General features: G+C 71.3%; 20 protein-coding genes. 7 read left to right on the forward strand and 13 right to left on the reverse strand.

Annotated elements, in window-relative coordinates:
- Positions 1–14: 14 nt before the first annotated feature.
- The 3 genes from ASF40_RS14355 to ASF40_RS14365 form a co-directional block, all read right to left on the reverse strand.
- Positions 15–1,280 carry an RNA polymerase sigma factor gene (locus ASF40_RS14355; RefSeq protein WP_056370242.1) on the reverse strand — a complete coding sequence of 422 codons (1,266 nt, stop codon included), beginning with the start codon at positions 1,278–1,280 and terminating at the stop codon, positions 15–17.
- A complete protein-coding gene (locus ASF40_RS14360) occupies positions 1,280–1,645 on the reverse strand; it encodes a YciI family protein (RefSeq protein ID WP_056370244.1) in 366 nt (121 codons plus the stop codon). The genes ASF40_RS14355 and ASF40_RS14360 overlap by 1 nt, the downstream gene beginning before the upstream one ends.
- Positions 1,646–1,749: 104 nt before the next feature.
- Positions 1,750–3,045 carry a M50 family metallopeptidase gene (locus ASF40_RS14365; protein ID WP_056370245.1) on the reverse strand — a complete coding sequence of 432 codons (1,296 nt, stop codon included), beginning with the start codon at positions 3,043–3,045 and terminating at the stop codon, positions 1,750–1,752.
- A 107-nt stretch (positions 3,046–3,152) separates the two neighbouring features.
- Here ASF40_RS14365 and ASF40_RS14370 point away from each other — a divergent pair, with 107 nt between their 5' ends.
- The 3 genes from ASF40_RS14370 to ASF40_RS14380 all read left to right on the forward strand — a co-directional run bounded on the left by ASF40_RS14370 (position 3,153) and on the right by ASF40_RS14380 (position 6,308).
- On the forward strand, positions 3,153–3,716 hold the full coding sequence (locus tag ASF40_RS14370) for a hypothetical protein (protein ID WP_056370247.1): 564 nt from the start codon (positions 3,153–3,155) through the stop codon (positions 3,714–3,716).
- A gap of 135 nt (positions 3,717–3,851) precedes the next feature.
- The gene (locus tag ASF40_RS14375) at positions 3,852–4,565 is read left to right on the forward strand and encodes a YcnI family copper-binding membrane protein (protein WP_056370249.1); all 714 of its coding nucleotides are present in this window, start codon (positions 3,852–3,854) and stop codon (positions 4,563–4,565) included.
- A gap of 78 nt (positions 4,566–4,643) precedes the next feature.
- Positions 4,644–6,308, forward strand: a complete 1,665-nt coding sequence (locus ASF40_RS14380) for a Mur ligase family protein (protein WP_056370251.1) — start codon at positions 4,644–4,646, stop codon at positions 6,306–6,308.
- 244 nt (positions 6,309–6,552) lie between these two features.
- On the opposite strand, the gene dxr is transcribed toward ASF40_RS14380, so the two are convergent.
- Both dxr and ASF40_RS14390 read right to left on the reverse strand, forming a co-directional pair.
- The gene (dxr, locus tag ASF40_RS14385; RefSeq protein WP_056370253.1) at positions 6,553–7,638 is read right to left on the reverse strand and encodes a 1-deoxy-D-xylulose-5-phosphate reductoisomerase; all 1,086 of its coding nucleotides are present in this window, start codon (positions 7,636–7,638) and stop codon (positions 6,553–6,555) included.
- Between the two features lie 40 nt (positions 7,639–7,678).
- Positions 7,679–8,650 (reverse strand): FKBP-type peptidyl-prolyl cis-trans isomerase, encoded by a 972-nt coding sequence (locus tag ASF40_RS14390; RefSeq protein ID WP_056370255.1) that lies wholly within the window; start codon positions 8,648–8,650, stop codon positions 7,679–7,681.
- 200 nt (positions 8,651–8,850) lie between these two features.
- Between ASF40_RS14390 and ASF40_RS14395 the strand changes: the two genes are divergently transcribed.
- Positions 8,851–9,552, forward strand: coding sequence for a lysophospholipid acyltransferase family protein (locus ASF40_RS14395; RefSeq protein ID WP_056371480.1), 702 nt, complete (start codon positions 8,851–8,853; stop codon positions 9,550–9,552).
- 99 nt (positions 9,553–9,651) lie between these two features.
- On the opposite strand, the gene ASF40_RS14400 is transcribed toward ASF40_RS14395, so the two are convergent.
- Positions 9,652–10,134, reverse strand: coding sequence for an OsmC family protein (locus ASF40_RS14400; RefSeq protein ID WP_056370257.1), 483 nt, complete (start codon positions 10,132–10,134; stop codon positions 9,652–9,654).
- Between the two features lie 52 nt (positions 10,135–10,186).
- On the opposite strand from ASF40_RS14400, the gene ASF40_RS14405 reads away from it, so the two are divergent.
- The 3 genes from ASF40_RS14405 (at position 10,187) to ASF40_RS14415 (ending at position 12,830) form a co-directional block, all read left to right on the forward strand.
- A complete protein-coding gene (locus tag ASF40_RS14405; protein WP_056370259.1) occupies positions 10,187–11,176 on the forward strand; it encodes an asparaginase in 990 nt (329 codons plus the stop codon).
- 56 nt (positions 11,177–11,232) lie between these two features.
- On the forward strand, positions 11,233–12,348 hold the full coding sequence (gene ald, locus ASF40_RS14410; protein ID WP_056370261.1) for an alanine dehydrogenase: 1,116 nt from the start codon (positions 11,233–11,235) through the stop codon (positions 12,346–12,348).
- A 101-nt stretch (positions 12,349–12,449) separates the two neighbouring features.
- Positions 12,450–12,830, forward strand: coding sequence for a DUF5655 domain-containing protein (locus tag ASF40_RS14415; protein WP_056370263.1), 381 nt, complete (start codon positions 12,450–12,452; stop codon positions 12,828–12,830).
- Positions 12,831–12,848: 18 nt separating this feature from the next.
- Here the strand turns inward: ASF40_RS14415 and ASF40_RS14420 are convergent, their stop codons facing one another.
- The 7 genes from ASF40_RS14420 to ASF40_RS14450 all read right to left on the reverse strand — a co-directional run bounded on the left by ASF40_RS14420 (position 12,849) and on the right by ASF40_RS14450 (position 24,027).
- Entirely contained in the window at positions 12,849–14,417 is a 1,569-nt protein-coding gene (locus ASF40_RS14420; RefSeq protein WP_056370265.1) for an APC family permease, read from the reverse strand.
- Between the two features lie 66 nt (positions 14,418–14,483).
- Positions 14,484–17,300, reverse strand: coding sequence for an FtsK/SpoIIIE domain-containing protein (locus ASF40_RS14425; RefSeq protein WP_056370267.1), 2,817 nt, complete (start codon positions 17,298–17,300; stop codon positions 14,484–14,486).
- Between the two features lie 66 nt (positions 17,301–17,366).
- Positions 17,367–18,164: a PP2C family protein-serine/threonine phosphatase gene (locus tag ASF40_RS14430; protein ID WP_056370269.1), complete on the reverse strand. Its 798-nt coding sequence runs from the start codon at positions 18,162–18,164 to the stop codon at positions 17,367–17,369.
- Between the two features lie 64 nt (positions 18,165–18,228).
- Positions 18,229–20,274 (reverse strand): ABC transporter ATP-binding protein, encoded by a 2,046-nt coding sequence (locus ASF40_RS14435; protein WP_056370272.1) that lies wholly within the window; start codon positions 20,272–20,274, stop codon positions 18,229–18,231.
- A complete protein-coding gene (locus ASF40_RS14440; protein ID WP_056370274.1) occupies positions 20,271–22,004 on the reverse strand; it encodes an ABC transporter ATP-binding protein in 1,734 nt (577 codons plus the stop codon). Before ASF40_RS14440 ends, ASF40_RS14435 begins: the two co-directional genes overlap by 4 nt.
- A 137-nt stretch (positions 22,005–22,141) precedes the next feature.
- Positions 22,142–23,125, reverse strand: coding sequence for an aldo/keto reductase (locus ASF40_RS14445; RefSeq protein WP_056370276.1), 984 nt, complete (start codon positions 23,123–23,125; stop codon positions 22,142–22,144).
- Positions 23,126–23,211: 86 nt separating this feature from the next.
- The gene (locus ASF40_RS14450) at positions 23,212–24,027 is read right to left on the reverse strand and encodes a DUF5684 domain-containing protein (RefSeq protein WP_200919495.1); all 816 of its coding nucleotides are present in this window, start codon (positions 24,025–24,027) and stop codon (positions 23,212–23,214) included.
- Positions 24,028–24,207: the final 180 nt, after the last annotated feature.

Genomic DNA, 24,207 nt, shown 5'->3' on the forward strand with positions numbered 1-24,207 from the left:
ACGGATGCTGCGGCTCAACGACCGGGGGCCGAGCCGGTGCGGGCGGCGAGCAGGCGGCGCTCGGCCTCGTTTGCCGTGAGCTCGAGGGCGCGGAGGTCCGCGGCGAGCGCCTCGTCGTCGCGTCCGAGGTCGCGCAGCAGTGACGCCCGCACGGCGTGCCACAGATGCGATCGTGCGAGCGGGGCTTCGAGCGCGTCGACCTCGGCGAGCGCGACGGCCGCGCCGTCGACCCGTGCGAGCGCGACCGCACGGTTGAGCCGCGCCACCGGCGACCGGTCGTACGCGAGCAGCATGTCGTAGAGCGTCAGCACCTGGAGCCAGTCGGTGGACGCCGCATCGGCGGCATCCGCGTGACATGCCGCGATCGCCGCGTGCAGCTGCCAGCGTCCGGGCCGCCGCAGGCGTGCCGCCCGCCCGAGAGCGTCGCGCGCGCCGGCGAGCAGCGCCGCATCCCACCGTGTGCGGTCCTGTTCCGCGAGCAGCACGAGCTCGCCGTCGACCGACCGCGCCGACTCGCGGGCCCGGTGGAACCGCAGCAGCGACAGCAGTCCCCACGCCTCTGCGGCGCGAGGAAGCGCCTCGGCGACCACCCGGGCGAGCCACAGCGCATCGTCGGCGAGGTCGCGGTCTGCCGCGGCATCCGCCCCCGCCACGAAGTGGGCCTCGCTGTACATCACCGACACGATCGTGAGCACGAGGTCGAGGCGCGCGGCGGCGTCCGCGCCCTCGGGAACGCGCAGGGGAATGCCGCTGTCGGCGATCTTGCGCTTGGCCCGCGAGATCCGCTGCGCGGTGGCGGACTCGGTCGAGAACGTGGCCCGGGCGATCTGCACGGTCGTGAGGCCGCACACCGCCCGCAGAGTGAGGGCGAGCTGGGCGTCGGGCGCGAGCGCGGGGTGGCAGCATCCGAAGAGGAGCGGGAGCCGCTCATCCGCCGGCGCGCCGTCGACCGACGGGTCAGGTCGGAGCAGCGCGACCTTGTCTCGGAGCACGCGCTCGCGCCGCACCCGGTCGAGGGCGTTGTGCCTCGCGGCCTGCATGAGCCACGCGCCGGGCTTCGGCGGGATCCCCCGGCCGCGCCACTCGCGCAGCGCCTCCTCCACCGCTTCGGCGACTGCCTCTTCGGCCACGTCGAAGCTTCCGAACGAGACGGTCAGCGCCGCCGTGATGCGTGCGGACTCCTCGCGCACGACGCTCACGAGAAGACGATCGGATGCCGCGGCCCCGCCCTCGCCCGGGTGGTCCGGGTCGCGCGGGGCCGCGGCATCCGTTGCGGACATCACTCGAATTGGCTGTAGTCGACGACCATCGGCCGGATCTCGACCGCCACGCCCGGGAATTCGAGGGACGGCCAGGTCTTCACGAGCTCGATCGCCGCGTCGAGGTCGGGCACGTCGATCACGCTGAACCCGCCGATGACCTCCTTCGCCTCCGAGAAGGGCCCGTCGGCGACGACCGGACCGTCATCGCCCGAGCGCACCGTCGTCGCCGTGCTGACCGGGTGCAGCTCGGCGCCGGAATCGTCGATCTTGTCGGCGTTCGTGCCGAACCACTCGTAGATCCGCCCGTAGACCTCCTGGCGTCGCTCATCCGGCACGGCGGCGTCGAGCTCGGGGGTCGAGGTGAACATGATCACGTACTTCACGGTCGTGTCCTTTCGTCAGTGGAACCGTTGCATCCCTACAGCGAACGGACAAGACCGATTTCGACACGACCGACCAGGATTCTTCGCGGCCGGTGCGCGGGGCGTCAGAAGAGCGTGACGGGGTTGAAGAGGTCGGCGAGAATGAGGATGCCGCCCATCACGAGCAGGGCCACGAAGACGGCGAACGTGAGCGGCACGAGCTTGGTCGCATCCACCGGCTTCGGCGGCGGACGCCGGAAGAGCTTCGCCCACACCCGCTTGATGCCCTCCCAGAGGGCCACCGCGATGTGACCGCCGTCCAGCGGCAGCAGCGGGATCAGGTTGAAGACGAACAGGGCGATGTTCAGCGACGCGAGCAGCGACAGGAACCCCGCGACGCGGTTGAGCACGGGCGAGTCGGCGGCGGCGACCTCGCCGGAGAGGCGGCTCGCGCCCACGATGCTGAGCGGGCCGTTCGGGTCGCGCTCCTGGCCGGTGACGAGGTCGACCCCGGTCTGCCACACCTTGACGGGCAGCTGCCAGATGATCCCCGCGACCGCGCCGACGTTCTGCACGGCCATCTGCGGCCCGGCCCAGATCGGCTGCTGCACGTACTCGACGGTGGGGCCGATGCCCACGAAGCCGACCTCCTGGGTGGTGGTCGTGCCGTCGGCGGCCGTCACCTCGGTCTGGATCGTGGCGGGGGTGATCTGCAGCGTCTGCTCGCTGCCGTCGCGTTCGACGACGAAGGTCAGCTGCTCGCCGGGCGACGAGCGGATGATGGCGGATGCCTCGGCGAAGTCCGCGACCGGCTCCCCGTCGATCGACACGATGACGTCGCCGGGCTGGATGCCGGCGGCCTCGGCCGGAGCCGCGGGAGACGCGTCGGTGCACTCGGTCGAGCTCGTCGTGGGGACGCACTCCGACAGGCGCGCGACCTCGGTGGTCGCCGTCTGCACACCGATCCCGGTGAGCAGGATCGAGAACAGCACGATCGCGAAGAAGAAGTTCATCAGCGGACCGCCGAGCATCACGACGATGCGCTTGTGGATCGGGAGGCGATAGAAGACGTGCGTGTCGTCATCGCCGTGCAGCGTCTCGTCGTTCGCGTCCCGGGCGTCCTGCACCATGGTCGCGAAGAAGCCCCCGGCGGCCCGGCCGTCACGTGTCGCCGCCTGCGGCGACGGCGGGTACATTCCGGCCATCGAGATGTAGCCGCCGAGCGGGATCGCCTTGAACCCGTACTCGGTGCCGCGCCACCGCTTGGACCACAGCGTCGGGCCGAACCCGATCATGTACTGGCCGACGCGCACGCCGAACTTCTTGGCGGGCCAGAGGTGGCCGAGCTCGTGCAGCGCGATCGACACCGCGAGGCCCACGACCATGAGGGCGACACCGATGACGAACGCGAGGATCTCCACACGCTCACGGTACCCGCGCCAGCCTTTGAGTTGGGTGTGACGGCCGCCCACCGCGGGCGGACGCAAGGCGCCTCGCTCCTCCCGTAGGCTCGACGCGAGGAGGAGCCGTGACCCCACGCCACGTGCGCGCGCTGCGCGGCACCGCTGCCGCGTGGGTCGCGACCGTCGTCGCCGCCACGGCGCACACCCTCGGCGGGGGCGGCGCGCCGTCTCCCGCCTTCGTCGCGGCGGTCGGCATCCTCGCCGCTCCCGTCGCGGTCGCCTTCATCGGCCGGCGGCTCGCCGCGTGGCGCGTCGGCGCCACGGTGCTCGCGAGCCAGGGACTGTTCCACGTCGCGTTCGCCGTGACCGCCGACGCCGATCCCGCCGCGCTTCACGGGCACCACGTGACGCACCTCGGCGGCGACCTCAGCGCCGTCGTCCTCCCCGACGCCCCCATGTTCGCCGCGCACGTGCTCGCGGCGATCGCGACCGTCGCCGCACTGTACGGCGGGGAACGGATGCTGCGCGCCCTGGGCCGCGGCATCCGTTCGCTCTTCTCGCGCGCCCGCGCGATCGCGCCACGGCCGACGATGCCGCGGTTCGTGCCGGTACCTGCCGGCCCTGCGGTCGTCGCGGCACGGATCGTCCTGTCCGACGTCTCGCGGCGCGGTCCTCCCGCACTCGTCTGAGCGGCGCCGCGCGCCGCACCGTCGCCGGCCCGCGCCCGATGCGCGCGCCGGAACCCTCTCGCGCGTCCGGCTCCCGCCGGTGCGCCCCGATCGGCGATCCCGCCGACGACCCGGACGAAAGACGACAGCACAGCCATGACCGATTCCATCTCCCGTTCCTCCCGCACCCGCCGCGTCGTGATCGGCGTCACCGCCGGCCTCGCACTCGCGATCGGCGCGCCGCTCGCCGCATCCGCCCACGTCCACGTCACCCCCGAGACGGCGGCGGCGGGCGGCACCGAGACGCTCACGTTCTCGTTCTCGCACGGCTGCGACGGCTCCCCCACGACGGCCCTCGCGGTCGACATCCCCGCGGGCGTCGGCAACGCGACGCCCGTCGTGCAGGGCGGCTGGACGATCACGCGCGAACTCGGCACCGACGGCGTGCCGACCCGCGTCGTGTACACCGCCGACACCCCGGTCGAGGACGGGTTCGCAGCCGCCGTCTCGATGGACGTGCTCTTCACCGAGGGCACGGCCGGCACGGCCCTCGCGTTCCCCGTGACACAGACGTGTGCTGCGGGCGAGACCGCCTGGACCCAGATCGCCGAGGACGGCGAGGACCCGCACGACCTCGATGCGCCCGCGCCGCTGGTCGCCGTGGGCGCCGCGGCGGACGACGCGGACGCCGGGCACGCTGACGCCGACGGTTCCGGCCACGCGTCGGACGACGCGGCCGCCGCGGATGCCGAGGCTGCAGCATCCGTCGCCTCCGCCGACCCGGTCGCGCGCTGGCTGGCGGCCGGCGGACTCGCCGCCGGGATCGCGGCGCTCGTGGTCGTGCTGGTGCGCGGACGCCGCAGGGCCTGACGCGAACCCCCGCCGGTCGTCGGGCGAGCGCACCACCCGCCGCTCGACGACCGGCCCCCATGCGAAGATGGATGCGCCATGCCGACCGACGCGCCCTCGAACCTGCCCCCGGTACTCCGCCCCGACGCGCCGCCGACACACTCGCTCGCAGACCTCGCGGCACGCTTCGCCGTCGACGTCCGCGGTGACGTCGCCGACGCCGCACTGACGGGCCTCACCCTCGCGACCGCCGACCTCCGCCCCGGCGACGTGTTCGTCGCCGTGCAGGGAGTCAACCGCCACGGAGCCGAGTTCTCCGCCACGGCCGCCGAGAAGGGCGCCGTCGCGGTGGTGACGGATGCTGCCGGAGCCGACGCCGCGGCCGCGAGCGGGCTGCCCGTGGTGCTCGTCGACGATCCTCGAGCAGTCCTGGGCGAGCTGTCGGCCTGGGTCTACAGCACGGGACGCGACGACGATCTCCCCACGCTGTTCGGCACGACCGGCACCAACGGCAAGACGAGCGTCTCGCACCTGCTCGAGGGCATCCTCGGGCAGCTCGGCGTGACGAGCGGACTGTCGTCGACCGCCGAGCGCCACATCGCCGGGCAGGTCATCGTGTCGCGCCTCACGACCCCCGAGGCGTACGAGATGCACGCGCTGCTCGCGCTCATGCGCGAGCGCGGCGTGGAAGCGGTCGCCGTCGAGGTGAGCGCGCAGGCGCTCAGCCGCCGCCGTGTCGACGGCATCGTGTTCGACGTCGCCGGCTTCACGAACCTCACCCACGACCACCTCGATGACTACGCCGACATGCGCGAGTACTTCGAGGCGAAGCTGCCGTTGTTCCGCGCCGACCGCGCGCGTCGCGCCGTCGTCTGCGTCGACTCGGAGCCCGGGGCCGAGGTCGTCGCGCGCAGCGAGGTGCCGACGGTCACCGTGGGCACGCCCGCCCTCGCGTCGGATCCGGATGCCGCGGCCGCCGCCGACTGGGTGGTCGAGATCCTCGACGAGCGCCAGGTCGGCACCGAGTTCCGCCTCACCGCCCGCGACGGGCGCACCCTGACCACGCTCGTCCCCGTGATCGGCCGGCACATGGCCGCCAACGCCGGGCTCGCGATCGTGATGATCCACGAGGGCGGCTACACCTGGGAGCGCCTGGTGGAGGCCCTCGACGGCGGCCGGATCGAGGCCTATCTCCCGGGTCGCACCGAGCTCGTCTCGGGTGAGACCGGACCCGCGGTGTACGTCGACTTCGGCCACTCCCCCGACGCCTTCGAGAAGACGCTCGCCGCGGTCCGGCGCGTGACCCCTGGCAAGGTCGTCATGCTCTTCGGCGCCGACGGCGACCGCGACGCCACGAAGCGGCATGACATGGGCCGCACGGGCGTCGAGGGCAGCGACATCCTCGTCATCACCGACCACCACCCTCGTCACGAGGATCCGGACTCGATCCGCGCCACCCTGGTCGAGGGCGCGCGTCGCGCGCAGCCGGATGCCGAGATCCACGAGTTCTCGCCGCCCGAGCGCGCGATCATCGAGGCTGTCGCGCTCGTCGGCGACGGCGACGCGATCCTGTGGGCCGGCCCCGGTCACCAGGACTACCGTGACATCCGCGGTGTCCGCACGCCCTACTCGGCGCGCGAGCTCGCCCGCCGCGCGCTGCGCGAGGCCGGCTGGCCCGTGCCCGAGCCGCACTGGCCGGTGCCGTACCCGGAGCACGAGACCCCGGCATCCGACCCCCTGCGTCCGGTCTATCCGCAGGCCTGAGCACCTCTTCGGGGCTCCCCCGACGTTCTCGCTGCCCTCCTCAATTGAGGACGTTCTCGCTGCCCTCCTCAATTGAGGACGCTCCCGCTGCCCTCCTCAAATGAGGACGCGTGCGGAGATGCGGAGGCATCCTTCTACCGCGATCCGCATCTCGGCAATCCTCCTCAAATGAGGTCGGGACCGGGACCTCGGGTGAGGGAGCAACGCCAGCCGGAGAGGTCAGCCGGCGCGACGGGTCGCGCCGTCAGGATGCTGCGGCGATGACCTTGTCGGCTTTGCGGCGTGCCCAGTCCTCGGCGTCGGCGAGAGCGTCCCGGGTGAGGGCGTCAGGGGCGTCGTGCTTGTCGACCACGCGCTCGATCACATCGATGATGCCCAGGAAGCTCAGGCGTCCTTCGTGGAACGCGTCGACCGCCTGTTCGTTGGCGGCGTTGAACACGGCAGGGTAGGTGCCGCCCGCCCGCCCGACCTGCTTCGCCAGGCGCACGGCGGGGAAGGCGGCGTCGTCGAGCGGCTCGAAGGTCCACGAGGTCGCGGTGGTCCAGTCGAGCGGCCGGCCGACGCCGGCGACGCGGTTGGGCCAGTCGAGCCCGAGCGAGATCGGCAGGCGCATGTCGGGCGGCGAGGCCTGCGCGATCGTCGAGCCGTCGACGAACTCGACCATCGAGTGCACGATGGACTGCGGATGCACGACGACGTCGATCTCGGAGTAGGGCACGTTGAAGAGCAGGTGCGCCTCGATGACCTCGAGGCCCTTGTTGACGAGGGTCGCCGAGTTGGTCGTGACGACGCGGCCCATGTCCCATGTCGGGTGCGCAAGGGCCTCGGCCGGGGTCACGTCCTCGAGCGAGGCGCGGCTGCGGCCCCGGAAGGGGCCCCCGGATGCCGTCAGCACGAGCCGGCGCACTTCGCTGCGCTCCCCCGACCGCAACGCCTGAGCGATGGCGGAGTGCTCCGAGTCGACCGGGACGATCTGCCCGGGGCGTGCGAGGGCCGTGACGAGGTCGCCGCCGACGATGAGCGATTCCTTGTTCGCGAGGGCGAGCGTGCGACCTGTCTCGAGTGCGGCGAGGGTCGGGCCGAGGCCGACGGAGCCGGTGATGCCGTTGAGCACGACATCCGCGTCGACATCGCGCACGAGCTGCTCGGCCTCGACGGCCCCGAGTGCGGTGCTCTCGACGCCGAACTCGGTCGCCTGCGCCTCGAGCGTCTCGCGGTCGGATCCCGCAGCGAGACCCACCACCTTGAACCGCCGGGGGTTGGCCCGCACGACATCGAGCGCCTGGGTGCCGATGGAACCGGTCGAGCCGAGGATGAGGACGCGCCGCATCCGGCCAGCCTATCGCCGGGCCGGATGCGGCCGCCTCGGGTTACTGCTGGGCGGCGGCGCGCTGCACGCCGAGGATGTCGACGACGAAGACGAGCGTCTCGTTCTGCAGCTCGTGACCGTCCTGAGCCCCATAGCCGAACTCCGGCGGGATCACGACGAGCACCTGCGAGCCGACGGGCTGTCCTTCGAGCGCCTGCTGGAAGCCGGCGACGACGCCGGTCGTCTGGAACGCCGAGGGCTGGCCGCGGTCCCAGCTGGAGTCGAAGACGGAGCCGTCCGACCACTTGACGCCGGTGTACTGCACGAACACGGTGTCACCGGACTCGACGACGGGGCCATCGCCCTCCTTGAGGTCCGCGATCTGCACCTCGGTCGGCGGCTCGGTGGCCTCGGGGATCGTGATGGTCGGCGCGCCGTTGTCGGCGAGCTCGACGGTCGGCATGCCGTCGACCGGGTCCTGCTCGGCGCCGTCCGCGCTGGTCGGGACGAAGTCAGTGGTCTCGGCGACGATCACGACAGGCGATGCGCCTTCGCCGAACGCGCTCCCCGGGATCGACATCGCGACCGTCGACCCGATCGGCGCGCACTCGAGCGCCGCGACGAACAGCGAGTACTGCTGCGGGTCCATGATGATCGGGACCTCGCCGGAGTCGTCGGCCGATGTCTCGGACGAGTCCTGCAGGACCTCGCCGGTCGATCCGTCATAGATCGTGTAGAAGCCGCTGACGAGGTCACCCGACACGACGTCGTCGCCGGAGCCCTCGGTCACGATCGTGCGCTCGACGCCCTCGAAGGCGAGGTCGTCGGGGACGGTCGCCGCGAGATCCGCGCCGTTGCCCGTGACCTCGATGGCGTCGGAGTCCGCACCCGGCTGCGCGTCGAGCAGGCACTCGGACGAAGCGGTCGACGTCGGCGTCGGCGTGGCGTTCGGATCGGCCGACCCGGTGCACCCGGCAAGCAGGAGAGTCGCCGCGGCGACGACGGACAGGGCGGCGAACGGGCGAATGCGCACGGAACAACCTCTAGTCAGGGGAAGGGAAGCCTCCATCCTTTCGCATCTTCCCTCTGTTCGCGCTGGGAAACGGCATGCCGATACCGGAATGCAATCGGGAGTACCCTCTACGGGTGACTTCCGACCTCGTGCCCGGCGCCGAAGACACCGCCGACGAGACGGCGGAAGAACCCGAATCCTCCGCCGTTGCGGCGCGCCGCATGGGCTTCACGTACGCGCTGGGGCGCAGCATCCTGACCCCCTTGGCCCGAGTCGTGTACCGCCCGCGGATCGAGGGCAAGGCCAACGTCCCCAAGTCCGGCCCGGTGATCTTCGCGAGCAACCATCTGTCGTTCATCGACTCGATCGCGATCCCGGTGGCGGCACCGCGCCCCGTGCACTTCCTGGCGAAGTCGACCTACTTCGACAAGCCGGCGTCGCGGTGGTTCTTCACGTCGATCGGCGCGATCCCGGTGCAGCGCGGCGCCGGGCAGGCCGCCCTCGATGCGCTCGACCAGCAGCGCGCCCTGCTCGACGAGGGCAAGGCCGTGGCGCTCTACCCTGAGGGCACCCGCTCGCTCGACGGCCGCCTCTACAAGGGCCGCACCGGCGTCGCGTTCCTCGCGCTGCAGTCGGGCGCCCGCGTGGTGCCGGTGGGGCTCATCGGCACCGACAAGGTCATGCCGGTGGGGGCCAAGAAGCCGTCGTTCCAGCACCGCATCACGGTCAAGTTCGGCGAGCCGCTCGACCTCGCCCACCACGGCCCGGCGTCCTCGGGCAAGGCACGCCGTCTCGCGACGGATGAGATCATGGCCGCGATCCACGCCCTGTCGGGCCAGGAGCTCGCGAACGCCTACAACGAGGTCCCCGCGCACAACACGATCGACCGCATCAAGCAGGTCCTCCCCCACGAGCGCCGCTGACGGCGTTTCGACTCGCAAGCTCGCTCAACGACCGGGGAATGCAGCCCGCTCAACGACCGGGGAATGCAGTCCGCTCAAAGACCGGGGAATGCCGCGCGCTCAACGACCGGCCGGAGCGACGAGGATCGTGGGCTCGTGGCGCACCGGGAAGTTCACGGAGTTCGCGATGAAGCACCACTCGTTCGCCTGCGCATGCGCAGCGCCCGCGGCATCCGTCATCGACGCGTCCGCGACGGTCACGCGCGGGCGCAGCACGACCTCGCGGAACGCGCCGCCGCCGCGGCCGTCCTCGACCATGAGACCGGATGCCTCGTCCTCGTAGCCCACGACCACCACGCCCGCCTGCACGCACGCGTGGAGGTATGACAGCAGGTGGCACTCGCTGAGCGACGCCAGCAGCATGTCCTCGGGGTTCCAGCGCGACGGGTCTCCGCGGAAGGGCTTGTCGGAGGAAGCGAGCAGAGCCGGCTTGCCGTCGATCTCGATGGTCGTCGCCCGGTCGTAGTCCCGGTAGCCCGACGTACCGGTGCCGCGGTCACCGGTCCACGTCGTCCGGACGGAGTATCGATGCTCGCCCCACATGAGCACAGTCTGTCATGCGGGCGGACAGCCCCTCCGGCGGTAGGCTGTCGGGGTGCCGCAGACCTTCGCCGCGACCGACGCCGTCGAGCTCGCCGTCGTCGAACGCAGCGGTTTCGTCGAGTCGCGCCACGCCGGCATCGCCATCGTGCTCGCCGCCGACGGCACCATCGCCGAGAAGCTCGGCGATCCTTCGGCGCTGATCCTCCCCCGCTCCAGCCTCAAGCCGCTGCAGGCGCTCGCGTGCCTCTCGGCAGGCGCGCCCCTCGAGGGCGAGCGACTGGCCCTCGCGACCGCGAGCCACTCCGGCACCGACCGTCACGTCGCGGTGGTCCGCGACATCCTGTCCCTCGCCGAACTCGGCGAGGACGCACTGGGATGCCCCGCAGCGTGGCCCGGCGACACGTCGACGCGTGACGAGCTGGTGCGTGAACTCGGACAGCCGTCGCGCATCCGGATGAACTGCTCCGGCAAGCACGCCGCGATGCTCGTCACGAGCGTCCTGAACGGGTGGGATCCCGAAAGCTACCTGGCGCCGGATCATCCGGTGCAGATCCTCGTCCGTGAGACCGTCGAACGCCTGATCGGCGAGAAGGTCGCCGCGACCGCCGTCGACGGCTGTGGCGCTCCCGTCTACGCGATGACCCTGTTCGGTCTCGCGCGCGCGATCCATCGGATCGGCAACTCGTCGACGACGTCCCCCTTCGCTCTGCACCGCAGCGCGGGCGCACTCGTCGAAGCGGTGCGCGCCGACCCGTGGACGATCGACGGCCCCGGCCGCGCCGACACGGTCGTCATCGAACGGCTGGGCGTGTTCGCCAAGGGCGGCGCCGAGGGCGTCATGGTGATGGTCGCCCCGAACGGCACGACGGTCGCACTCAAGATGCTCGACGGCAGCGGCCGCGCCGCGACCGCCGTCGCGGTGCGCCTGCTCGAGCGGCACGGCGCGCTGGCGTCGGCGGATGTCGCCGACACGATGTCGAGGCTTCCGCTGGCCGTCACCGGCGGCGGACAGGATGTCGGGGCCATCCGCCCCGCTTTCTAGAGGCGCTCCCACGAGGAGCCCGAGCGCTCCAACGGCGGAGCGGAAAGGATCACACGATGCGGATCAGCGTCCCCACCGAGGTGAAGAACAACGAGTATCGGGTCGCCCTCACGCCCGCGGGCGTGCACGACCTGGTCGCATCCGGCCATGAGGTCTTCGTGCAGCGCGGCGCGGGCGAGGGCTCGTCGATGCCGGATGCCGAGTACGAGGACGCGGGGGCGGTGCTGCTCGACGATGCCGCCGAGGTGTGGGAGCGCGCCGAGCTGCTCCTCAAGGTCAAGGAGCCCATCGCGAGCGAGTACGGCTACTTCCGCGACGACCTCGTGCTGTTCACGTACCTGCACCTCGCGGCCGACCGGCCGCTCACCGAGCGCCTCGTCGCCGACGGCGTGACAGCGATCGCCTACGAGACCGTCCAGCTGGCCGGTGGCGGGCTCCCGCTGCTCGCGCCCATGAGCGAAGTCGCCGGGCGTCTCGCCCCGACGGTCGGCGCCGCGACGCTGATGCGCTCCGCCGGAGGCCTCGGCCTGCTCATGTCGGGGGTGCCGGGCACGCGACCGGCCACGGTCACCGTCATCGGCGGCGGCGTCGCCGGCGCCAATGCCGCGGTGATCGCGGTGGGCATGGGCGCCGACGTCACCGTGTTCGACACCAACGTGCAGCGTCTTCGCTACCTCGACGACCACTTCCAGGGCCGGGTCAAGACCGCCGCATCGAACCCGCTCGACCTCGATCGGGCGGTCACCGCCTCGGATCTCGTCATCGGCTCGGTGCTCATCCCGGGCGCGAAGGCGCCGAAGCTCGTGACCAACGACATGGTCTCGCGTATGCGGCCGGGCTCCGTGCTCGTCGACATCGCCGTCGACCAGGGCGGCTGCTTCGAGGACACGCACCCCACCACGCACGCCGATCCGACCTTCCCGGTGCACGGCAGCATCTTCTACTGCGTCGCGAACATGCCGGGCGCGGTGCCCAACACATCGACCTCGGCGCTCACCAACGCCACCCTCCCCTACATCCGCCAGATCGCGCGTCGCGGGTGGAAGGAAGCGCTCCGAGCGGATGCCGCGCTCGCGGCCGGTCTCAACACCGTCGGCGGCCGCGTGGTCAACGCGGGCGTGGCGACGGCGCACGGACTCGAGCTCGCGCCGCTGGACGCCGCCCTGGTCTGACAGCGGTCCCGGCTTCAGAAGCCCCGGACTCCTTCGGGAGTCCGGGGCTTCCGCCCTTCTGCCGAGGTGCGCGTGTCGGCGCCCTGGCCGAGACTGGGGGGATGACGGACGCCCGGGTGTGGACGGTGGAGGATCACCTGAGGGATGCGGACCCCGCCGCGGTCGAGTTGTGGCACCGCATCGACGAGCTGATCCGATCGTTCGGCCCCGTGACGCATTCGGTCGCGAAGACGACGATCACGTTCAAGGGACCGCGTCGCGGGTTCGCCGGCTTCAGGCCGTGGCGCGCGGGGGTTCGCGGGTACTTCGACCTCATGCGCGAGCTTCCGCCCGACCCCCGTGTCCTCAGCGCGTCGCCGTACGGACGACGGCTTTTCGTGCACCAGCTCCGCCTCGCCGACGCGGGCGAGTTCGACGAGGCTGTCGCGGCCTGGCTGCGGGAGGCGTACGACGTCGGCTGCGGGGCGCACCTCGGTCCGTGAGGGCCGTGGCGCTCCGCTTCAGACGAGCCCGCCGTCGATCGACCGGGCGAAGTCTGCCGGGTCCTCGGGAACGAGCACCGGGGTGTCCCGGTTGAGGCTCTCCCCCCGGAAGAACGCCTTCGCGCGGGGGAAGAGGAACCACAGGACCATGAGCAGCACGCCGAACGCGAGCGAGCCGATGCCGAGCAGGAACGTGCTGCCGACGGGGCCGATGCCACCGCCATAGCCGTAGTCGGGGTCGTACATGTCGCTGGCGGACTGCACGAACGCGTACGTCAGCATCAGGGACCCCAGCAGCGGGAAGAGGAACCGGTAGAAGAAGTTCCTCGCGCTGTTGAACAGCTCCCGCCGGAAGTACCACACGCAGGCGTAGCCGGTGATCGCGTAGTAGAAGGCGATCGCGAGCCCGAGGGACAGGATGGAGTCCTGCAGGATGTTGTCGCTGATCAAGGTCATGCCGACGTAGTAGACGATCGCGACGACGCCCATCACGAGCGTCGAGAACGACGGCGTCTTGTACCGCGGGTGCACCGTGGCGAACCGGCGGGGCAGTGCCTTGTAGGCGGCCATCGACAGCGTGCCGCGAGCCGTCGGCAGGATCGTGGTCTGCGTCGACGAGATCGCCGAGATCATCACCGCGACCACCAGCACCCAGCCCAGCGGCCCGAGCAGGCCGTCCTTGATCGCGAGGAAGAAGTCGTCCGCGTTCGCCTCGTTGCCGAGGCCCGTCCCCGTCTCGCCGAGGCCGGCGTACATCATCGCGGCCACCGTCACGCCGACATAGGTGAAGAGCAGGATGACCGTCGTCAGCAGAGCCGCACGGCCCGGGATGCGCTTGGGGTCCTTGGTCTCCTCGTTGAGGGCGAGGCACGTGTCCCAGCCCCAGTAGATGAAGAGCGCGAGCAGCACGGCCTCGACGAACCCGCTCCACTCGGTGAACGCGAACGGGTTGAACCACGACCAGTCGAACGGCGTCGGGTCCGGCGCCGTGCCGGCGAAGAACTGCCAGAGCGCAGCAACCACGAAGATCGCGAGGGCGAGGTACTGGATCGCCAGCAGCACGTTCTGGATGCGCTCGCCGATCTCGACGCCCCGCCAGCTGACCCAGGTCATCGCCGCGATGAACACCACACCCGTCGCCGTGACGAGCGCAACGTTGTCGGCGAGGAGTGCATCCTCGGGATTTCCCACGATGCCGTCCACGAGCGCCCAGAAGTAGATGCCGGCGATCTGCGCGAGGTTCGCCAGCACGACCATGCCGGCGACGGCGACGCCCCACCCGCCCATCCAGCCGACCCATGGCCCGAAGGCCTTGGTGCCCCATGTGAAGGTGGTGCCGCAGTCGGGGACGTCGTTGTTGAGCTCGCGATAGGCGAAGGCGATGAAGAGCATCGGGATGAACGCGATGACGAACGCGATGGGCGCCTGCGCCCCGACCGCCAGCACAACGAACCCGAGGGTCGCCACCAGGGAGTAGACGGGCGCGGTCGACGCGAGGCCGATGACGGTGGAACCCCACAGGCCCAGCGTGCCCGCGGCGAGTCCCTTGCCCTCGGGGCGGTGCAGATCGATCGGGGATGTGGCCACAGGCCGACGCTATGGCGTGCGAGAAGCACCGGTCAAGGCATCCGCCCGACGGTCAGGCCGGACATGTCACGACGGGAGGACAATGCGGACGGGATCCGCTCCGGCCGAGATGAGCCACGCGCGCCCGGCACCGGGCTCGCAGTAGGGCGGTGCTCCGCGGAACCCCGTGAGGACGCGGAGCTCCGACGCGCACGACGCGTCGATCACGAGGTCGTGGTCGCCGCGCACATCTGCGAGGAGGCGCCACTGCCGCTGCCAGTCGTCGGGCTCCCCCACGACGACCACTCGCGCCGTGGCCACGGCAGCCGGTTCCGCCACGTAGGCTTCGACGCCGAGCACGCGCACCCCGCGCTCCTCCCAGGCGGCGAGCGCGCGTCGCCCGGCCGGCGAGCGCCGAGCCACGACTCCGGTGAGCGCGGCGGAGGGGATCCACGGGGCGTCGGGCTCGAACGACTCTCGCCACGCGGAGGGCGCCATCGCGAGCTGGAGCGTCCGTCCGTCGAGTCGCCCCCGCCCGGAGGGCGCGGCCGCATCGAACGTCGAGGGATCACCCCCGGCCGATGCGTGATCGACGCGCGTGGCGTACGGCAGCACGAGCCGACGCGGAAAGAGTTCGGCGATGCGCGACACGGGACCGGTCAGCCGGTGCGCTCCCACCACCATGAGCACGCCGGCATCGGCGGCCCGGCGCACGAGCGCTTCGATCCGCTCCGTGACGATCTGCGCGTACTCGGGCGGCAGCCGCGGTGCGACCCCGTCGAGATCATCGACGAGCACCGCCGAGCCGGGGCGCGGCAGCTCCTCGTGCAGTGCGGCGACGGCATCCCAGAGCCGCTCGGGATGCGCCGGCAGGCGCACCGCCGCCCCGCGCAACTGGGCTTGCACGAGGTCGAGCGCATTCGACACCCCAGACGCCGGCCCTCCGAGCACCAGCAGCCCACGGTCGGACGCGCCCAGGAACGCGACCGGCTGCCGTTGGTGCTCGGGTTCGTCGGCCAGCCCGAGAAGCACGGCGCCCGCGGGAGGTGCGTCCCGCTCCGCCGCCGAGCGACCCACGAGATCGTCGAGGGTCAGCAGCTTCGGCAGCTCCGGCAGCCAGGGCCGACGGGGCGCACGGTGCCCGACCTTGAGCGCGGCCGCCGCGACGTCGGCGGGGGCGGACAGCGCGATTCGCAGCTGCTCGGGACTCGCATCGCCGGCGCGACGGACGAACGCCGCCCCGCGGCCCGAGACCCCGCCGGGCAGGCGCGCGGCATCCTCCGTGCCCAGCAGCGCGCGACTGTCGGCCGCGTCGGTCACGCGCAGGCTGATCCGCAGCGGGCAGTTCGCCAGCAGGTTGTCCCGGATCACCCCCACCGCCCGCTGGGTGCCGAGGATGAGATGGATCCCGAGGGCCCTGCCGCGGGCCGCGAGATCCGCGAACAGACTGTGCAGCTCGGGGTGATCGCCCAGGAGAGCCGCGAACTCGTCGACCACCACGACGAGCCGCGGCAGCCGTACCCGCGGGTCGCCGATGTCACGGGCGCCGGCCGCGGCGATCGCCGCCTCGCGACGGCGGAGCTCGGCCCGCAGGCTCTCGATGGCGCGGCGGGCGCCGGAGCCGTCGAGGTCGGTGATGACCCCGGTGACATGGGGAACCCCGGCGAGGCCGTCGAACGCCGTGCCTCCTTTGAAGTCCGCCAGCAGGAAGGTCACCTCATCTGAAGAGCGGGTGGCGCAGAGCGCGAGGATCCAGGTGATCAGCAGCTCGCTCTTGCCGGCCCCGGTGACTCCCGCGACCACCGCGTGAGGTCCGTCGGCGACGAGGTCGACGAGCACCGGCTCGCTGCGGCTCGCGCCGATGACCGCAGGGAGCCCGCCGGCCGTGGCCGGCACGGCGGCCAGCAGCGGTGACAGGGCGATCGGCTCCGACGCCCCGCGCCGCAGTCCCAGGCTGTGGTCGGCGCGAGTGGAGAGTTCGGCGGCGATCTCCTCCGCCTGCCCCCGGGCCACCGCCTCGACGCGCACCGGCACGACCTCGCCGGCGTGCTCGAGACGCGCGACGCCGGGCGAGGAGATCGTGAGCACCGCCTGGCACCTCGGTGGCAGTGGCTCGCCGGGTCGACCGCGCGCGATGACGAGGTCGGCGTCCGCGGGGACCACTTCACCGGGACCGACGACTGCCAGCTGTGATCCGCCCCGGCAGTCCCGGTGCGGCAGCGCCTCCATCCAGTCGAGACCGCGCCCGAGGGGCGGGAGGACATGCAGCTCGTCCGGCGCGAAGGCGAGGCACGCCTGCAGGACCAGCGCCCGCTGGACGGCGGCGGCCAGTGTCTCACCGCCCACGACCACCACGCCGGCGGCGAGAGGGAGCGTCACCGGCGCCCCCGCGACGCGGGCCGCGCGACGACGCAGCTCCGCAGCATCCGGATCTCCGTCTCCTCCGGTCACCCGGACGACGCTCGCGCGCTCGCCCTCGCCGACCACGAGGCACGCATCACGGCCGCCGCGCCAGATCTCGCCGTCGCGGGTGGCGAGGCGCGCGACATCGGGATGCCGCGCCCACAGCTGCGCCCGCTCGCTCTCGTGACGCGCCGTCACGGCCGCGGAGACCTCGGCGCGGGCGCGCATCGCGTCGGCTGCGGCGCGCCGGCCGTCGCGGCGGGCGGCGCGGCGTGCGTCGAGCATGGTCGCCGCCGCGATCAGCGGGCCGAGGAGCGCGAACCAGAGGGAGAAGAGGGAGCCGGTGACGAGCCAGAGCGCGACGGCACCGACGACGGGCACGATCCCGGCCACGAGCGGCAGCGGGGGGCGCGGCGGAGGACTCCACGCTGCTGGCAGCGCGAGCGGCTCATCGTCGAGGACGCCACCGGTCGCGAAGGTCGAAGGAGCGGTCGAGCGCATGCGCCCAGTCCAGCGCGAGCCGGATCGACCCGGATCCCCGCAAGCCGGATCTGTGGATCGCGGCGGTCAGTCCTCGTCTGTGGAGGAGACGTCGTCGGCCGGGCGACCCACATCGAGCACGATGATGGTGATGTTGTCACGGCCGCCGTTCTCGAGCGCCGCCTCGAGCATGGCGGATGCCGCGTCGCCCGCGTCGGCGTTCTCCTCGAGGAAGTGGCGGATGCCGTAGTCGGTGAGCTCCTTCGTCAGCCCGTCGGAGCAGATGACGAAGCGGTCGCCGTCGAGAGCGTCCAGCCGCACGTAGTCGGGCGTGACGCCTTCGCTCGGCCCCACGGCACGGGTGATGACGTTGCCGTAGGGGTGGTTCTCGGCCTCTTCGGGACTCAGTCGTCCTGCCGCGACGAGTTCCTGCACGACCGAGTGGTCGGTGGTGATCTGCACGATCGCGCCATCGCGCACGAGGTACACCCGCGAGTCGCCGATGTTCAGCGTGACCCAGTGGGCGGCGTCCCCCGATGTGTCGAGGAACACGCCGGTCACCGTGGTGCCGGTGCCGTCGTCCGTCGCCTCGGGGTGCGACGCGATGTCCTTGACGGCGCGCGCGAGCGCCTTCTCGATGGTCTTGGGCGTCACCGTGCCGCTGTCGGCGACGGCGCGGAGTCGCTCGATCGCGCTCGCACTGGCGATCTCACCCCCGACATGCCCACCCATGCCGTCGGCGACGACGAACAGCGGATACGCCGCGAACATCGCATCCTGGTTCACCTCGCGACGGCGTCCGGTGTCGGTCACGGCCGCCCAGGAGAGCTCGAGCACGCCACCGGGAACCGGGACGGCGAGAGACTGGGTGGAAACTTCGGGCACGCCCTGTCCTCCCCGTCGGAATACGCCGGAACCCATCGCCCCGGCGTCCTCACATACTAGTGGGTTACTCGACGGCGTCTTCGGACTCGGCGAGCGCTTCGACGACGATCTGCGCAGTCGTGGGCGGCGGCGACAGCGGCACGGTCGGCACCTCGAGCGCCTCTTCCTCTTCGGCCGCGCCCTCGAACTGCGCGTTGTAGAGGCGCCAGTACGCGCCCTTCTGCGCGAGCAGCTCGTTATGCGACCCCTGCTCGACGAGCGCGCCGTTCTCCATCACGAGGATGAGGTCGGCGTCCCGGATCGTCGACAGCCGGTGGGCGATCACGAACGCCGTCCGGTCCTCGCGCAGCCGCGACATCGCTCGCTGGATGAGCAGCTCGGTGCGGGTGTCCACGGACGACGTCGCCTCGTCCAGGATGAGGATGCGCGGATCGGCGAGGAATGCCCGGGCGATCGTCACGAGCTGACGCTCACCCACGCTGAGGTTGGTGGCCTCGTCATCGAGCATCGTGTCGTAGCCGTCGGGCAGCGCGTGCACGAAGCGGTCGACGTAGGCCGCCGTCGCCGCGGCGACGATCTCCTCCTCGGACGCCTCCGGTCGCCCGTACGCGATGTTCTCGCGGATGGTGCCCGCGAACAGCCAGGTGTCCTGCAGCACCATCCCGGTGCGCGCGCGGAGGTCGTCGCGCGTCATGCGCCGGGTGTCGACGCCGTCCAGGACGATGCGGCCCGAGTCGACGTCGTAGAACCGCATGATGAGGTTCACGAGGGTCGTCTTGCCGGCGCCGGTGGGCCCGACGATCGCGACCGTGCTGCCAGGCCGCGCGGCCAGCGTCAGCGAGTCGATCAGCGGCTTGTCCTGCGTGTACCGGAATGAGACGCCCTCGAACTCCAGCCTGCTCGCCGACTCCGGCGCGGTCTCGGCCGGGTCGTCGTCGGGCGTCTGCTCCTCCTCGTCGAGCAGTTCGAACACGCGCTCTGCGCTGGCGACGCCGGACTGCAGCAGGTTCGCCATCGACCCGAGCTGGCTGAGCGGCTGGGTGAACTGCCGGGAGTACTGGATGAACGCCTGCACGTCGCCGATGGACATGAGCCCGGCGGCCACCTGGAGTCCGCCGACGACGGCGATCGCGACGTACACGAGGTTGCCGATGAACATCATCGAGGGCATGATCACGCCCGAGAGGAACTGCGCCCCGAAGCTCGACCGGTACAGCTCCTCGTTCTCGGCGCGGAAGTCCGCCTCGACCTCCTTCTGGTGGCCGAACACCTTCACGACCGAGTGGCCGGAGAACGTCTCCTCCACCCGGGCGTTGAGCACGCCTGTCGTCTTCCACTGCTGCACGAAGAGCTTCTGCGAGCGCTTGGCCACGAGCACGGTGATGAGGATCGTCAGCGGGATGGTGACGAGGGCGATGACCGCCAGCAGCGGCGAGATGATGAACATCATCGTGAGAACGCCGATCACGGTCAGCAGGGAGATGACGACCTGCGACAGGGTCTGCTGCATCGTCTGCCCGATGTTGTCGACGTCGTTCGTGACGCGGCTGAGCAGCTCGCCGCGCTGCACACGGTCGAAGTACGACAACGGCAGGCGGTGCACCTTGTCCTCGACCTGCAGACGCAGCCGGTGCATCGCGCGCTGCACCACGCCGTTGAGGATGCGGGCCTGCAGCCACCCGAACAGGCTAGAGAACACGTAGACGAGCAGCACCAGCGTGAGGATCCGCGCGAGCTGGTCGAAGTCGATGCCGGCACCGGGCACGAAGTCCATCGCCGCGACCATGTTCGCCTGGTCCTGATTGCCCGACGCGACGAGCTGGTCGACGACCTGCTGTTTGGTCACGCCCGCCGGCACCTGCAGCGAGATGAAGCCCGCGAACACCACGTTCGTGCCCTCGCCGAGCAGCTTCGGGCCGATCACCGAGAGCGTGACCGACAGGATGCTGAACACGAGCACCACGCAGAGCCGCGGCATGTCCGAGCGCAGGGTCGCGAGCAGGCGCTTCGCGCTCGGACCGAAGTTCTGCGCCTTCTCGCCGCCCGTCGCCTGACCCATGGGGCCGCGGCCGATCGGCATGCGCTGCGGTGCCCGCCCCGGCCCGCTCATGCCGCCGCCTCCGCCGCGAGCTGGGATTCCACGATCTCGCGGTACGTCTCGTTGGCCTCGACGAGCTCGTCGTGTGTGCCGATCCCGACGATGCGCCCGTGTTCGAGAACGAGGATCTGGTCGGCGTGCTGGATCGTCGAGACACGCTGCGCGACGACGAGCCGGGTCGCATCGGGCAGGTGGGTGTCGAGCGCGCGGCGCAGCGCCGCATCCGTCCTCAGGTCCAGTGCCGAGAACGAGTCGTCGAAGATGTACGACTCGGGACGTTTCACGAGCGCCCGCGCGATCGCGAGGCGCTGGCGCTGGCCGCCCGACACGTTCGTGCCGCCCTGGGCGATCGGCGCCTCGAGCCCTTCGGGCATCGCACGGATGAAGTCGGCTGCCTGGGCGAGCTCGAGCGCGGTCCACAGCTGCTCGTCGGTCGCATCGTGATCGCCGTAGCGCAGGTTCGACGCGATCGTGCCCGAGAACAGGAAGGCGCGCTGCGGGACGAGCCCGACGCGGGTCCAGAGCTCATCGGGGTCGTAGTCGCGCACGTCGACGCCGTCGACGCGGACGCTGCCCGCGGTCACGTCGAACAGGCGCGGCACGAGGCTGACGAGCGTCGTCTTGCCCGAGCCGGTCGAGCCGATCACCGCCGTCGTCGTGCCCGGCTCGACGGTGAAAGTGACGTCGTGCAGCACGGCCTCCTCGGCGCCGGGGTACGCGAAGTCGACGTGGTCGAACTCGATGCGGCCGGTGGGGGCCGGAGCCGACACCGCGGTCTCGGGCGCCGACACCGACGGATCGGTCTCGAGCACCTCGCCGATGCGGTTCGCGCAGACCGCGGCGCGCGGGATCATCACGAACATGAAGGTTGCCATCATGACGCCCATGAGGATCTGCATCAGGTAGGTGAGGAACGCGAACAGCGTGCCGATCTGGACGCCGTTGTTCTGCACCTGGAACGCGCCGAACCAGATGACCGCGACGCTCGAGACGTTCATGACCAGCATCACCGCGGGGAACATCAGGGCCATCAGGTTGCCGGCACGCAGACCTGTCGCCTTCACATCGTCGCTGGCGGCCTCGAAGCGGGCGCGCTCCTCACGCTCACGAACGAACGCCCGCACGACACGGATGCCGCTCAGCTGCTCGCGCATGATCTGGTTCACGCGGTCGATGCGCTTCTGCATCTGGGTGAATGCCGGGACCATGCGCCACACGATGAGCCCGACGATGATGAGCAGCACCGGGATCGCCACCGCCATCAGCCACGACAGGCCGACGTCCTGGCTGATGGCCATGATCACGCCGCCGATCGCCAGCATGGGCGCCGAGATCATGAGCGTCGCCGACACCTGCACCAGCATCTGCACCTGCTGCACGTCGTTGGTGTTGCGGGTGATGAGCGACGGGGCGCCGAACTGGCCGACCTCCCGCTGCGAGAACGCGACCACCCGATGGAACAGGTCGCCGCGCAGGTCCCGGCCCATGCCCATCGCGAGGCGCGACCCGAAGTACACCGCGACGATCGCGCACACCACCTGCACGAGACTCACGATCAGCATCACGCCGCCGGTCGACCAGATGTACGGGATGTCGCCGGTGACGACGCCGTTGTCGATGATGTCGGCGTTCAGGGTCGGCAGCCACAGCGACGCGATCGACTGCGCCAGCTGGAAGACGACCACCGCCACGATGAGCGGCCACGCGGGACTCAGATACCGCACCAGGAGCTTGCCGAGCACGACGGTCCTTTCCGGCGCGCGGACTCATCCGCTCACGCGGACCGCGCACGGATAGCGACGCTACGCCTGCGTGCTTTCCGCCGACAGTCCGGCACCTACGCCCTCGGCGAACTCGCCCGACGCGGTGCGTCGAGGCGTCAGGCGGCGGCCTCCGGCGGCGGGAACAGCGCGTCGATCGCCGCAAGGTCCGCGGCCGTCGGCGTCCACGCCGAGGCCGCCGCGGCGTTGCCGCGGACCTGCTCGGGAGTGGTCGCACCCGCGATGACGCTCGACAGCGCCGGACGCGACAGCAGCCACCCGAAGGTCGCCTCGAGCATCGTGATGCCCCGCTCGTCGCAGAACGCCCGATATCCCTCGAGTGCCTCCCACGGCGCGTCGTCGTAGATGTGGCGACGCTGCCGGATGATGCGCGTGTCGGCCGGCGCGGCATCCCGCGTGAACTTCCCGGTCAGCAGCCCGTTGTGGAGCGGGAAGTACGGGAAGAAGCCGAGACCGTAGCGCTCGACGGCCCGCAGCACGTTCCGCTCGGCTCCGCGCGCCAGCAGGCTGTACTCGTTCTGCGCCGAGACGAAGGGCACGCCGTGGCGCATGAGCGCGGTGAAATGGCCCTCCGCGACCTGCCAGCCCGAGAAGTTCGTGTGCCCGATGTAGCGCACCTTGCCCTCCCGGACGAGGTCGCCGAGCGCGTCGAGCGTCTCCTCCATCGGCGTGTCGTTGTCGGGCACGTGCAGCTGGTACAGGTCGATCCACTCGGTCTTCAGGCGGGTGAGGGATGCCTCGACCGCGCGCCGGATGTACGACCGCGAGCCCTTCGCGCCCGACGGCGGGTAGCCCATGTCGCGGCCGGGATGCCCGAACTTGGTCGCCAGGACGACCTGGTCGCGCCGCCCCTCGAGCGCCTCCCCCATCAGCGTCTCGGACTGCCCCGGATCGCCGCCGTACATGTCGGCGGTGTCGAGGAACGTCACACCGGCGTCGATCGCGGCGTCGAGCACGTCCCGGGTGCCCTCCAGCGTCTCGGTGCGGGTGCCGGGGCGACCGAAGTTGTTGCAGCCGAGGCCGACGGCGGAGACGAGCAGGCCGGACGCGCCGACCCGGCGCAGGGGAACAGTCGAGGTCATGCGTCCACGCTATCCCCGGATGCGGATGCCGCCGCCCGGGGTGAAACGACAGCCCCTCGCCATCGGGCGAGGGGCTGTCGATGCGGTTACGGCTTGGGCGCGTCAGGCGCCGGCGGCTCGGTGGTGGGCGGCTCGGCCGGGGGCGGCGGCGTCACCGGGGGCTGTGCGGCCGGAGGCGCTGCCGGAGGCTCGGTCGTGGCCGGCGGCGTGACCGGAGGCTGCGCGACCGGGGGCTGGGCAGCGGGCGGCGGCACCGGAGCGGCGGGCGCGGCCGGGGGCGCGGGCGGCGGCGTGTAGCCGGCGGGAGGCGCGGGCGGCGTGTAGCCGGCCGGCGGCTGGTAGCCCGCAGGGGCGCCGTAGCCGGGAGCGGTGGCCGGGTTCGGCGGGTAGCCGCCGGCCGGTGCCTGGGCGGGGATGCCCGACCACACGGTGTTGTCGGCGAGGAAGGTGCCCGCCCACGGGGCTGCGGGGATCGCCGTGTTCCAGCGCGAGCGGTCGAACGCGTTGATGCCGAGCCACACGATCGCGAGGAAGAAGTAGAGGATGAGCCAGACGGCTTCCTTCTGCAGCTTCAGGCCCACGCGCCAGGCGGCGAGGAGCGTGTAGATGAAGGCGGCGATCCCGATGAGGGTGCCGAGCACCGGAACCCACCCGAGTACGACGGCGCCGCCCCAGAGGATCAGCAGCCACCACGGGTTGAGATCGCCGAGCTTGACGAAGATCAGCGTGTTGTAGACCGGCACCCATGCACGCCAGCGGCCCTGGACGCCGGCCTTGTCGAAGACCTTCATGAGGAACCACGAGCCGATGACGTATCCGGCGATCGCGAGCAGGAAGAGGAAGGGAGCGAGCACGAGCCAGGCGATGAGCGCCCCGGCTCCGCTGCCGTCGTTGTAATCCATGTGGAGCGACCTCCGAGAGAGTCGGTTCGGGGAGCGCCCAAGCGCGCCACGGAGCCCCTGCTCCGCTCGACACATGCTAGCGACGCTCTCAGCTGCCTGTCAGCATTGGCCCCCCATATCAAGGGGATGGCCCACTGAGGCGGCGGTGGATACCCTGAGCAGATCTCCCGACCGAAGGGC

Origin of the sequence: Microbacterium sp. Leaf288 (assembly GCF_001422925.1) — a bacterium.
Taxonomy (GTDB): Bacteria; Actinomycetota; Actinomycetes; order Actinomycetales; family Microbacteriaceae; genus Microbacterium.

Coding starts and splice junctions, on each gene's coding strand:
- ASF40_RS14355 (WP_056370242.1), bottom strand. CDS start 1,280: ATGTCCGCAACGGATGCCGCGGCCCCGCGCGACCCGGACCACCCGGGC.
- ASF40_RS14375 (WP_056370249.1), top strand. CDS start 3,852: ATGACCGATTCCATCTCCCGTTCCTCCCGCACCCGCCGCGTCGTGATC.
- ASF40_RS14380 (WP_056370251.1), top strand. CDS start 4,644: ATGCCGACCGACGCGCCCTCGAACCTGCCCCCGGTACTCCGCCCCGAC.
- dxr (WP_056370253.1), bottom strand. CDS start 7,638: ATGCGGCGCGTCCTCATCCTCGGCTCGACCGGTTCCATCGGCACCCAG.
- ASF40_RS14395 (WP_056371480.1), top strand. CDS start 8,851: ATGGGCTTCACGTACGCGCTGGGGCGCAGCATCCTGACCCCCTTGGCC.
- ASF40_RS14400 (WP_056370257.1), bottom strand. CDS start 10,134: ATGTGGGGCGAGCATCGATACTCCGTCCGGACGACGTGGACCGGTGAC.
- ald (WP_056370261.1), top strand. CDS start 11,233: ATGCGGATCAGCGTCCCCACCGAGGTGAAGAACAACGAGTATCGGGTC.
- ASF40_RS14415 (WP_056370263.1), top strand. CDS start 12,450: ATGACGGACGCCCGGGTGTGGACGGTGGAGGATCACCTGAGGGATGCG.
- ASF40_RS14425 (WP_056370267.1), bottom strand. CDS start 17,300: ATGCGCTCGACCGCTCCTTCGACCTTCGCGACCGGTGGCGTCCTCGAC.
- ASF40_RS14435 (WP_056370272.1), bottom strand. CDS start 20,274: ATGAGCGGGCCGGGGCGGGCACCGCAGCGCATGCCGATCGGCCGCGGC.
- ASF40_RS14445 (WP_056370276.1), bottom strand. CDS start 23,125: ATGACCTCGACTGTTCCCCTGCGCCGGGTCGGCGCGTCCGGCCTGCTC.
- ASF40_RS14450 (WP_200919495.1), bottom strand. CDS start 24,027: ATGGATTACAACGACGGCAGCGGAGCCGGGGCGCTCATCGCCTGGCTC.